The 11,871-nt window shown below is 46.1% G+C and carries 7 protein-coding genes and 1 pseudogene; 2 read left to right on the forward strand and 6 right to left on the reverse strand.

Going from position 1 to position 11,871, the window contains the following annotated elements; all coding sequences use genetic code 11:
* Positions 1-175 precede the first annotated feature (175 nt).
* Together istB and WD012_RS08365 are read left to right on the forward strand one after the other, a co-directional pair.
* Positions 176-731 (forward strand): annotated as a pseudogene (istB, locus tag WD012_RS08360) (IS21-like element helper ATPase IstB); the annotation flags it as partial.
* A 991-nt stretch (positions 732-1,722) separates the two neighbouring features.
* The gene (locus WD012_RS08365) at positions 1,723-2,550 is read left to right on the forward strand and encodes a DUF4422 domain-containing protein (protein WP_339563291.1); all 828 of its coding nucleotides are present in this window, start codon (positions 1,723-1,725) and stop codon (positions 2,548-2,550) included.
* A gap of 1,669 nt (positions 2,551-4,219) precedes the next feature.
* Here the strand turns inward: WD012_RS08365 and WD012_RS08370 are convergent.
* From WD012_RS08370 to WD012_RS08390, 6 genes are all read right to left on the reverse strand, one after another.
* A complete protein-coding gene (locus tag WD012_RS08370) occupies positions 4,220-5,227 on the reverse strand; it encodes an acyltransferase family protein (RefSeq protein WP_339563292.1) in 1,008 nt (335 codons plus the stop codon).
* An 11-nt stretch (positions 5,228-5,238) separates the two neighbouring features.
* Positions 5,239-6,447 (reverse strand): hypothetical protein, encoded by a 1,209-nt coding sequence (locus WD012_RS08375; protein WP_339563293.1) that lies wholly within the window; start codon positions 6,445-6,447, stop codon positions 5,239-5,241.
* A gap of 389 nt (positions 6,448-6,836) precedes the next feature.
* On the reverse strand, positions 6,837-7,811 hold the full coding sequence (locus tag WD012_RS08520; protein WP_422614394.1) for a capsular polysaccharide synthesis protein: 975 nt from the start codon (positions 7,809-7,811) through the stop codon (positions 6,837-6,839).
* Positions 7,804-9,240 (reverse strand): lipopolysaccharide biosynthesis protein, encoded by a 1,437-nt coding sequence (locus WD012_RS08380; protein WP_339563294.1) that lies wholly within the window; start codon positions 9,238-9,240, stop codon positions 7,804-7,806. Before WD012_RS08380 ends, WD012_RS08520 begins: the two co-directional genes overlap by 8 nt.
* A 14-nt stretch (positions 9,241-9,254) precedes the next feature.
* Positions 9,255-10,304, reverse strand: coding sequence for a polysaccharide pyruvyl transferase family protein (locus WD012_RS08385; RefSeq protein ID WP_339563295.1), 1,050 nt, complete (start codon positions 10,302-10,304; stop codon positions 9,255-9,257).
* Positions 10,305-10,343: 39 nt separating this feature from the next.
* Positions 10,344-11,483 (reverse strand): glycosyltransferase family A protein, encoded by a 1,140-nt coding sequence (locus tag WD012_RS08390; protein WP_339563296.1) that lies wholly within the window; start codon positions 11,481-11,483, stop codon positions 10,344-10,346.
* Positions 11,484-11,871: the final 388 nt, after the last annotated feature.

An 11,871-nucleotide genomic window follows, 5' to 3' on the forward strand; every position in this document is an offset into this window, starting at 1 on the left:
GCGCAGCCTTCTGATATCGCAGGCGAGTTGGGGGATGAGGGGATTCCGCCGCCCGCGTGCCGGGCACGGTGACGGTCTGCTCGCCGATGGCGTCGGCGACCGCGTCGGTGATCGCCGTGCCCTTGAGCCCATGCCTTCGCGCGTATTCGCGGATACGCGCCGCGCCCGCCCGGCGCAGCCCGGATTCCTCCAATCCAAGACACTTGACGGATACGACCGGGGCATGGCCTCGTTCCCCGCCGACTGGGGCCGCGAACAGCCCGCCAGCCTCCAGTTCGTGGACAGGGCCGAGGACCTCGTGCTCTACGGCGACGTCGGATGCGGTAAGACACACCTGGCCATCGCGATCGGGAGGATCGGCCTGCAAACACATGATACCGGCCGGGTTCTTCACGGCCTCGTCCCTAGTCATGCGCCTGCGCAAAGCCAAACACGACAACCGCCTCGACACCGAACTCAAGACGATCGGCAAGGCCGAACTGCTGATCATCGACGAACTGGGCTACCTGCCCATCGACATCGAGGGCGCCCGACTCCTGTTCCAGGTCATAGCCGACAGCTACGAGACCAGAAGCGTGGTGTTCACCTCGAACCTGGAATTCAGCAGGTGGGGCGACGTGTTCGGCGACGGCGACATGGCCGCCGCGGTCATCGACCGCATCGTCCACCACGGGCGCATCGTCAGGTTCCACGGCGAATCCTACAGGAACACCCACTCACTGATGAAATAACCAAACAACACCAATAGGAAACCGGACAGCCCAAACCGTCCAGAATGAACGACGAAACTGTCCAGAAAAAGTGACGACACCGTACAAATCAACTTGACAAAATACAGCGTTGACGGTGCATGTGCCCGAAGCTGCGTGAGGGATGTTACAGCCCCGAGGGCATCATCGGGCGGGCGGAGGCGCGTAGCGGGCACTTCGCGTGCATGACGGACCCCGAGGCCCACCGGTTGAGGATCTGCACGAATACCGCGCAGGAACGCGAGGATCTGGGGATCAAGCGGCGCACCTCGTCCGTGGTCGCGTCCCCGCCCACGGGTGGGCTACGGCGGCCGGCCGGCGCGGCTCTGATGGAAGCGGACGGAGGATGACCCACAGGCCGGCGCCTATGAAGCCCGGAGCACACGTCCCGCACCCGGTTCGCACCCGACGTGCACACTCCCGCAGAGGCCGAGCTTGTGGCCGTCCGAACCCATGCCCGGGCGGCGATGACAACGCCACGGCAATGTATAAAGGCGCCTCCTTCATACACCCGACCCAAGAGACACCATCTTGCGGCATTATGTTTTCGGTGCATTTTGCAAACTTGGTCGGTGATTCCCCCTGACGATGATGAACAGACAGAGTTGCTGACTCGTCTATACCTTGGATCTTGCCCTGTGGATTCCGTTGCTTCGAAGATTTCACGATATGAGCACGCCTATCTCAGTTTATCTGCATTCGCAAGATATCTGCACTATGAGCAGATTATTGATCATCTGTTAGGGATTTGTTATGGAGATGAGTAAGGCGATATTTAGAGAAAAGTATAAATGTCTACGGTGGCGTAGCTAGGTACGCGTATAATACTATATACTGAAAAGTCACTGTAGAGGGATTCGTCTATACATAGTACTAGCGTAACGTAGCTGTGATAGCGGTGTTCTTTTGCCGTGTTTTAACAGGATATATAAATATATGGGGCAATCTTAAACTCAATAGAAAAGAGAACATCGTGTCAGTTGATACTCATGAATCAATGCAGCAAATCCGAATAGCTGTTGCTGCGCACAAGAGTTACCGTATGCCGATGGACGATATGTATTTACCCGTACATGTCGGTAAGGCTCTTCATCCTGAAATTAATTTGGGAAAGCGATTTGTCGCGGATAACTCTGGAGAAAATATCTCATTTCTCAATAATTACTATTCAGAGCTTACTGCATTGTATTGGATTTGGAAGAATGATGATACTAAGTATAAAGGGCTTGTTCACTATCGACGTCATTTCGAGACTGCGAATGTGGCTGTCCGCGTAACACGACATGACCGCTTCGAGAAAATCGTAAACGAGAAGGAAGTTGCCAAGCTGTTTACCAATACCAACATAATCCTACCGCGTAGGCGTAACTATGTAATCGAGACAGTTCGCAGCCATTACGCTCATACCTTTCCTGCTGAGCAATTGGATGAGACGAGAGAGATCATTGCATCAAATACGAAAGAGTATATTGAAGCTTTTGATGATGTTATGTCTGGCACTACAGCTCATATGTTCAACATGATGATTATGCGAAAGGACAAGCTTGATGAATATTGTAGCTGGCTATTCCCGATTCTTTTTGAGCTTCAGCATCGTATTGATCCGTCTATATATGATTCGTTCAATGCCCGATATCCAGGTCGAATCAGTGAAATGCTATTAGATGTTTGGTTGAAAACTAACGGATATTCATATCGCGAATTGCCTGTTATCAGCACCGAACCGGTGAATTGGGCAAAAAAGGGATCTGCTTTTTTGGCAGCGAAATTCATCGGAAAGAAATACGAAAGCAGCTTTTAATATATGTTATATATGTAAATATTGAATATATCGGTAATTCATGAATTGCAATCTATCACCCTTACGGAACACTCATTTAGATAATTCATGTTTCGATATTGCATGTTAAGATCACTAATGATTGATTATTGATTTTTTATTATAAATAATGAGTGTTGCCTTTATCCGGGGTGATTTTAGCGTGGCGGACACCAAATATTGCGTCAGGACAGATAATGAGGGTTATGTCGGAATCGTTGTTCCCAATATACTGCGCGTAGGCAGTTACCGACAACAATATAACATGTTTTTGCAATCTTAATCTTTGCAAGCACCGCTCTCTCCTGTGTTGAACTTAACCGGCCGTTATCGCAAGCGATGGGCATGATCGAGGCTCATCCGCTTGGGGACATGGGGCCCCCTTTCCGGTATTCCTCCGTTCATGCGTTACAGTAACTATGCATATTTAGGTGTGCGACGGAGAATATTTACCGTATACGACATATGCTTGCCTGATGACGTATGCCAAGGCGTACGAACTCGGCGGAACGTCTGCTGCGACAAATACGATTCATAAAATACCTGATCGGGTCTCATCGGTTGCGAAATACTTCACGTCCGTGGATATCTTTGATAAGATCAATATGGGTTCCAAGCGGTATCGCTATACGACGAATGCCATACATGGGATAATGGAAAGAGAGCACGATTCCTTCTACAGTTTTCTTTGCAGGGTTACACATACATTTGGGTGCTGCACATACAAGAATCATGTAGGCAGGAAATAGAGTACTTCGGATTCTGGACTGATGAAATGTGCGGCCGGAAGCGCATGGTTATCCAATGTCACTCACTTTTATCTCTCGGCAGTCGTCGGATGCCGTACAGGAATCGGCATTGTCTGTGCCGGTTATTGCAATGAAGTGATGTTACTCATTTACCGCGAAATTTATTGGCGAAAAATGAATGTATCGTATAAGCAAAATCGTAGAGGTTCAGTTTCACTAGAACACATTTCAATGCATAACAAGCGCCCGGCCCCCGAACACCTCGGACTATTCCGATGCGGTAGCATTCAGCACGTATCACCCGAGCAGCATCTTGTTCCGATTGTGTTATTTTGTTGGGTGGAAGCATTGAATATGCATCGACGAGAGGTCGTATATACAGAGCCAAATAACCCGTGGGCGATATGGCCTCAACACAGTATCAGGAATCGGATTAATTAATGATTGGCAAGGCACGCGAGATATCAAGACAGAACACATCGTAGATGGCGGTCTTCAAAATGCATGGCGCCAAGATTGGGCTTTCGTCACGTTGGAGGGGTGACAACCCAATCGTTCATCATGCGCCAGGCTGCCCATCAGCCATCAATAGGCCGACGGGGGTCTCCTGTCCTAGTTTGGTTGTACAGATGATGGTGTGCGCGGCCTTGTACGCATACCTGTCGCCAGCGTCGTGGCGGAACCCGGCAGGAGGTGTGAAGCTTCATGCGGCAGTGTGGAGGCAGACGCAACTGGACGATAGCAGAGATACCGTCCGGCTGTTCACTATACCGATGAACGGGTGCGCCAAGGCTCGGATTTCCCTTCCCAAGGTACGCAGATTGTATGCCGCCGGATGTTTTTACCCCACTTCAGCAGTTATGCTCTCTGGACGACAGAAAATCACACTGTAGTCATTCCTTTTATTCTCCGATTAGAACTCCGAGGTGGAGACGCCGAACCACCTCGGTGAGTGCGAATGCCACCATTCCAAAACCAACGAAATTCACCAACAGCATGACGTAAGGCGATACCGATGGGAAAAGTGCAAACGAAATATAACAAAGTGGGGAATGGAACAAGTACATTCCCATGCTGTTTCTACTAATCGCGTTGATCGCCTTCGTGGTACGCCTGGGGACGAGAGCATAACACAATGTAACGAATATCATCGAAATCAATGCTTTGAAATCTCGCGTAGCGATAAGAAGCAGAGCAAGCACCACCGCCGCGGATAGAATACAAATCAAATAGAGAGAAATACGGTTCGTAAATCTCGCTAATACATCTTCTCGTATTTGCTGAACATAATGAATCGCTACCCCAAGCACAAACCAAATATCATACGTCATCACATCCGTGATGTAAGGCACTACAACGAAACCAGAAATCGCCTTCAGCACTAAGGATATTGCAACCAGAGCAAGGACAAAATAACCACTGCTCACTCCAAAATGCCGAAGAATACAATACAGAATCTCGGTTATCAAAAAGATAATGAACAACGTTGGCAAAAACCAAAGGTGTCCGTTATCAACTCCCAATACAATATCGAATACAACAATTCGAATTAGCGACTCCCCCTCCCATCCAGGGTACCCCAGAGCCAACCTAAGTGGCAATAGATAAAGCAAACCTACAGCAAAAAAGGGGATAAGTATACGACGTGTTTTTGAAGCCATAAATTTTCCGAATGCGTTGGAAGACTTGAGGCTGAAAAGCAAACAAAAGCCCGAAAGAGAGAAGAAAAGCGGCATCTGCAGTAGATTAATCACAGACTTCATCTGATCAAAGAAATGAGATTCCGCTGCGCCATTCAGATAATAGCCCTGGAGAGGCCATGCATGCGAATAAATGATGATGCTATGTCCCATCATGACCAAGAGGATGGCAGCCGCCCTTAAATTTATGATATCTTCTCTTCGTTTCATATCGTGTCAGATCACACTCCCCTAGACTCTACTGAGTAGCTCGATACTTCAATCTGTTCATCAAATGAAGATTGTCTTACGAATGGCATGAACAAAAACAGCCCCAAGTAGCTAAAACCAAAATCCAACACGTGATTCTCGGTCAAACCATAAATTAAATATATCATGATGACTATTGGTAACTGACGGTTACCATGTAGCTCCGCCACTTTGGAGAGATTAACCAAAAGGCAGAATACAGGTATTGCGACTAGCAAACCATAGCCATACATCAGCATGAAGTAAAAATTGTCAATACTGGCACCTGTAAAATATGCGGCCTTGAGATTACTGTTAAAGAACAGTCCCAAACCGTTTCCCTGGATGTTCTTCATAATTGCGGGCCTTTGAGACAACAAGAAATTAACTTCCCCATTGCCATAGTATTTATTTGAAACAAAGTATGTAGCAGATATGCTTGCGATTATCACCCACACAATAATTGGCCAAAAACGCTTTACATACTTCCCAATGAATTCAGATATCGCCCAGAGAAAAACGCCACAAAGAACCGCAATTAGCCCAGTACGAGAATTGGTATAGCGATATGTCCACAGCGTATATCCCAAGGCGACAAAAAGAAAGGCATAACGTTTCCATCTCTTACGACTCACTACCGCAGCCGATAGGATGGGCAAGATAAAGCAAGTGTTGAAATTCGGTTGATCAAATCCCAGTGCCAGTCGATACGTCATACCTTGATCGGTAAGCCTAGGCATATCAGCGGTGAATTCTTGAATGTATCCCAACTGATACAGGGCAAGATGGCTCCCATAAAAAATCGCAAAGATCAATCCAACATAATCAGATATCGTCTGCGCCGACAAATCGCAAATTGCAATGCATAAACCATATGACACAAACAAGTCGTAACGATTTTGACCCAAAAAGTATAATGCGCATAATACCAATATCGGAATCACTGCACGTGCATTAAATTCGTTCAATATATGACTCGACGTGTTTTCATACACGATTAGGCAGATTTTGAAGAGAATGAGTAGCATCACCAAAATCGATACTATGTCACCGGTCTCCTTCATGTTGCCTTTTGAAAAGAACTGATAGGAGCAGTACAAGCACAAAATAACAATGTCCAGAGAACGATCGAAACCAGTGCACCCTGCCGATTGTCTGCTATCAGACAATGCATTCCTCCGTTGCAATGTGATTTCAGCCAACGCATTCCTCCACTCTGTAAACGGAGCTGTTCATATTATCGATACCATATCATTCCCACATTCCAAAATGGTTACCCATCCCTGTAGCATTCTCCATGGCATCCGTCTATCTACACCTCGTTGGGGGATCCTCGAATAAAGAGGAACTCGCCGTCTGCCGCTATCGGATGTTTACACCGCTATGGGCAACTGAAACAAATAGAATACCCAGCATCCGGGACATCCCAAAGAGAACAATCCATGACTGTCAAAACTCGCGAATGTGAGCGACTTTGCCCGGCAAAAGCTAAATAGTCGAGAACATCTCCTTCGCATCGCTCGTTTTAGCCGATTTAGACATAGCACTCCGCCTGCCCGCCAGTGTTTCTGCAATACCAACCACAACGTTGTTAGAGATATAGCTCCCTTACTCGGTCGTAGTATGAAGGGCCTCGTCCCCCAACTGCGTATTTCGCTCTCCAGGACAATTTATAGACATACGTGCCCGAATTTTCAAAGAATGACCTGACATCCTCCTCTGCCACAGGAGTTGAATCATAAAACCGAGGAGCCAGCATCTCACAATTGACATTGTTCTCCGGAATCTTTGCGTATTCCTCCGATGCCGCAGGAATCATTTCGCGAGCTATTTTTGACAGATAAAAGAGGAGGAAGTAGTCTATATTTGTGTCCATCTTTCTCCAGTAATACACCAAGGATTCATACAAGAATTGATATGTGACTGAAGATGGCTGAGATGCGACGAAATACGATTGCCACTCAGAGAAATACGGAACAAAACCAGATCCCTCCGATTCGGAGTTCAATCCTTTGATACACCATGTGTCATTAGAGAACACACAGTCAGGAATCGGGGATGTCACGAGCAGCGTCGAATCAGCCCAAAGGCCTCCACGAGATGCCAGCAAAGCGCATCTCACTATATCCGTAAACTGCTGTTGTGTAATCACCCCATTCGCATACTTCTCCCAGATAATATCTGGCAAGTCGCAATAATCGCGAATTGCGGCCTCATCCAAAATGACAACGGTCCGGCCACCCGACATTTTACTTATTCTGTCAACGAGGCGTTTGATTCTATCTGGCGCGGAAGCGAGACCTTGCAACCAACAAACCCATACATAACAGGACTGCGCTGGAGACACTGTCGATTCTCGCGCGGGACGCTTCTGGTAGCTTTCGATAAGCGGTGCAAGAAATGAACTAAGCCAATCATGCACAAAAGTCTCTCTTAGAGAACGAAGCCTCTTGTTTGGTCGAACGTGCATTTGATTACACAATTTCAAATCAATGAGCGCAAGTGCTTCAAGCACCGCATATCGCAAACCGAACACTTTCGTATGAATCAGAAATTTCTTAAACATCTTTCTCACCCCTATGGAGTATCGGAATATTCGTTATTAAGGAGTGTATTGAATTTCGCGCAGAGAACGCCTGAACTCCTATAGCCAATAGGCCAAATACTAACGAAACACCAACAGAATATCGCTCAAGTGTTATCAATGCAGCAGACGAGAGCGCCAGCAACGTAATCTCTGATATTATCTGCAACCAATGAACACGTATCTTCATGATCCGGCGGGAATCAATCACTCGAGCCAACCATACTATTGCATTGCTAATTGCTGTTGCGAGACAAGCACCTTGCAAACCAAGTATAGGAATGAACCACCAATTCAAGAGAACACATGCAATTGCCCCCCACATGGTAGTAACAAACAATTGCTTAGTTTTTAGGCAAGCTGTGTATATCGACCCCCAAAATGCGTTCAAGGAGCTAAATAAGAAAGCAATAATCAGCACTGGTGTGAGACGCCACGACATATAAAATTGCTTCTGAAGGACAATTGAAGACACCAGCGGTGTAAGGGGGACGAGAACTCCACAGCAACAAATGAGCAACAGCAAATATATCGGAAAAACGCTATTAAAAAAGTGATCCCGATCCTCGCCTTCTCGCTCTTGAAAGGCCGAAATATTCCATGCCTGCTGGAATATGCTCGAAACTAGATTCAAGAAGCTCGACAATTTACTTGCTGCAGCGAAGAGACCTGACGCCGCAATTCCCAATACTCCAGTAATAAAGAATCTGTTGATACTCTGGGCAGCCCACCAGAATAAGGTATTCGGCACAAGCGGAAGAGAATATGTGAGCAAATCTAGATATGTAGCGCGTTTAACTTGTCGGAAGGATAAATACGACAAATGCCTGCCGCACATCACATACAGTACGATACCCGCAAGATACCCAGCGGCAGTTGAAATGAAGAAAGCATATATCCCGCAATGCGCTACAGCAAATAAGATGATTGCAACAACAATATTTACTGCAGAAGTAAGGATTGAAGAGACAGCAATTAGCTTCATCTGGTTCAACCCACGTGCCACGTTCGAGTGATATGTGTTAAATGTCAGCAAAACGTAGCACAACATATACCACTGCTTATACATGCCCAAGCCGCCGAAAACCGGCATATCCAAAAATGGCATAACCGTCGCAGCAAGAATACAGCTCACTGCATTAACAATGAAGCCCGCAGAAACATATTCAACCTGCGAATGTCTTTCCCCATCTGACTCTATGCAGTAACGCAACACCCCGTCTGAAATAGAAACAGTCAACAACGGCATGGCAATATTGAGGACGGTATTCAACATGTCCGTCAGGCCATATTCCGTTGTACTCAGATAATAGGTGTACAAAGGAACTAGCAAGAAAGTCATTAACTTTAATGCTATGTTACTCAATGCGAAAATCCCAACATTAGTGATGAGATTAATGTATTTCTGCATTCTTCTACTATTCACTAGAATTGGCTAATCCATGTATGAATATTTTCTTCAGGAATACGAATCTGTGTACGCCTGTCACGATTTATCAATGTGTCCATGGCGTCGCGTATTTCTGTTCTCTTCACTATCGGAAGATTAGTGTCAGAAGCGATATCATCTGCGCGGTTATCAATCGAAACAATCATCGAACGAAGATGGTGATTCAAACAATAGATTCCGCAATGCAGTCTTGTCCCGAAGTATTCCAAATCCGGTTCTTCGGCGATGACTGTCCGCAAGCCATCCAGTCCGTTTCCAATTAATTGGACATTAGAAGGCAAGTTGATTTCTTGTAGTTTTTCCTTGTCTCCGCTGCCTTGAAGCCAAAGATACACATGACGATAGTTATTTCCCAGAGTTTGCAGCATATATTCATCGTTCACTGGATCAAAGTCATAATCTGTAATTGTTGTCAAGACATTTTCTGCTTTCGAAACAGGGATATCTTCACAAAACTTTTCAGTAAGATTCCACATCGTAACACAGGCAGTATTAACAACATTTTCAATACCAATCCGCGCCAATTCAGTACGAGTATGTTCATCGCGAACGGAATGAAGATAATCAGGAGACAAAAGATTCCGTATAATTTTCGCTGTTAGAAAATCAAAACGAGGCGCCCTCTTCGTGGATCTCATTCCTACGGCCATCAATACAACCTGATGAGAATACCACTGCGGGGATGCCGGCAGCGAGATTGATGGATGGAGATCAAAATCAGAGAATAATGCATTTGTGCCGCACAATATCTTCGCTCGATTGAGAATATCTGACGTATAAACATCAGGGTTCATCACATGAGTGGGTATCCGAATTGCATTCTCAGTGTTCATAAACTTGCTGAGATGCTCGTTCACAAAGCCCATGATAATTTGATCACCAGCATTCTGGGAACCAATTGCCGTGTCAAGCAACACTGGCCGGTTATTATCATGTGGCACGATGGCATTGCTCTCTCCAGAATGCGGGATAGAATACGCAATGTCATTTTTTGCCCTGCTTGCCAATTTAGCAAATTTGTTCACCAGATTATCCTTTCAGTGCCTATTTCTTCACAAGAAAAATCAAGAAACAATGGAAGCCAATTCTCTATGTCTTATCTCTGCCGCAATTTTAACTAGTTGGTACAAGTGATATCTAGCACACAACAACGTGAGCCTTTTTGCAACAGGAAGAGCACACCCATCTCCGTGGAATAGGCTCTTCAGCGAAAGCGCTTGCAATGCGTCGCCGTACGGCACTGATGATAGAAAAGCAAAATAAGCCTTTTTATTACGAATCTCTATCGGTGCATCAGGATGGAAATAGTAATTTATCGTTAAAGCCAATATTCTGTCTAACAAATAGTTTTCGAATGCTTTCCTGACAATGCCATCACGCGAATCAAGCAACCCCTCATCCCTCAGCTCTTCGAAGATATAATGCGTTGCCTTGTCAATCCTTTCGCGCATATCCAATCGAAAGGCCCTTACAGTCGAGGCACTGTTGCAAGAATATATATACCCAAATGATTTCGAAGAGGCCAGACTCTTCGCCCTCAAAACAGTTTGGACCATAAAATACTGGTCCTCACCTATCGCAAGCTCCTCCGAAAATGTCAATTGATTTTCAGAAAGAAACATACGCCGGAACAACTTCCCCCACACAGTGCCCTGATCAGTCCCCGGCGATAACACATCTCGCAAGAAACTGTTTGTGCTCTTTGCGGTAAAGGTGTCCTGCTTCCAATACTGAATTTTCTCAAGTGAATTGTACTTCCGGAAATGGTTGAAAAAAATGACATCCGGCTTTTTCGCTAAAAGTTGGGAGGAAACATCCCAAGCATTTTCAGTAACCAAATCATCAGCATCGACGAAACCAATCCATTCGCCACAAGCTAGCCGCAAACCATGATTCCGCGCAGCAGATACACCAGCATGCGGTTGGAAAACTAGTCGAACGTTGTCTTGCGCAATTTGTGACATCTCATTGCGCACCAAGCCAGTTGCCTGCTGTGGCTCATCACAGACAACGATAATCTCATACCCGCCGTGTTTTACAAACGAGTGCGGGCTATTAACTGCTTTCTTTATCGAATCGATACAATTACGCAGTTGCCCTCCACTGATTCGATACACAGGCACTATTACCGATAAATCCATCGCCCCGCCAGTATTCACACCTCTATTGATAACACATGTCAACGTATCAAAATCATTGGACATAAGAAATCCAAAGCACGACTAGCAGTATTTCTCCCATCCAATATACAAACGCAATGAGTGCCATCAGAAAAACATAGATTGAAACACCCCAATAACTGGCTTCCTCACGGAAAATATCCATACCATACCACGCTTCACATTTGAACAGGCGTCATTCGAATGCACGGGCCATACACTTCGCAATCCAAGTGATTCTCGTCGCGGGACTTATGCGCTGCGGCTATCTACACGATTCTACAAACAAGATATCAACCAACTGATCGCTACTGCTGTTTCACTTTGGGCACTTGATACACGAAATACCAAACACCTAAACTCGCATTGTGGCCGGTCCCGACAAGGGGCCGGCCACAACAGACACGGCAGGGCGGCTACTTGACCGTGACCG

The sequence above is a fragment of the Bifidobacterium thermophilum genome (genome assembly GCF_037482445.1).
In the GTDB taxonomy this organism is placed as follows: Bacteria; Actinomycetota; Actinomycetes; order Actinomycetales; family Bifidobacteriaceae; genus Bifidobacterium; species Bifidobacterium thermophilum_B.

Bases quoted from the DNA above. Each gene is read 5' to 3' on its own strand.
- WD012_RS08380 (WP_339563294.1), bottom strand. From the start codon at position 9,240: ATGCAGAAATACATTAATCTCATCACTAATGTTGGGATTTTCGCATTG.
- WD012_RS08390 (WP_339563296.1), bottom strand. From the start codon at position 11,483: ATGTCCAATGATTTTGATACGTTGACATGTGTTATCAATAGAGGTGTG.
- WD012_RS08370 (WP_339563292.1), bottom strand. From the start codon at position 5,227: ATGAAACGAAGAGAAGATATCATAAATTTAAGGGCGGCTGCCATCCTC.
- WD012_RS08520 (WP_422614394.1), bottom strand. From the start codon at position 7,811: ATGTTTAAGAAATTTCTGATTCATACGAAAGTGTTCGGTTTGCGATAT.